Source organism: Brucella sp. 22210 (genome assembly GCF_052045675.1).
In the GTDB taxonomy this organism is placed as follows: Bacteria; Pseudomonadota; Alphaproteobacteria; order Rhizobiales; family Rhizobiaceae; genus Brucella.
The window spans coordinates 1-326 of record NZ_JBQEPD010000193.1; the positions used below are offsets into that span (position 1 = coordinate 1).

Below are 326 nucleotides of genomic sequence, written 5' to 3' on the forward strand. Positions count from 1 at the left end.
TTTATTTGATCTATAGCAAGAACGGAGAGCCCCGCGCTGCCCGCCCCGCCCGGTGCCGCAATACTATCAAGCACCGCAGAATGCGCCTGCAAGGTGTCGCCGATCGCGTCTGCAATTTCGGCGATTGCGGCCGCGGCGCCAGCGGTTGCGCCCGCCGTTGCTGCGTCAGCAGCAGAATTTGCCGCTGCAGTGGCAGACGCCGATGCATTTGATGCCGAAGTTGCTGCAGCAGTTGCCGACCCTGCTGCCGCTGTCTGGCTCGCAGCCGCTGCAATAGCCGAATTCTGCGCGGCCTGCGCGTTTGCTGCTGACTGTGCCACGGTTTG

The 326-nt window shown here is 63.2% G+C and carries 1 protein-coding gene; it reads left to right on the forward strand.

All coding sequences use genetic code 11. From position 1 onward, the window contains the following. Positions 1-93: 93 nt before the first annotated feature. Positions 94-326, forward strand: a 233-nt coding sequence (locus tag ACTJKP_RS27290; protein ID WP_440632890.1) for a hypothetical protein, incomplete at its 3' end; no start/stop codon positions are given.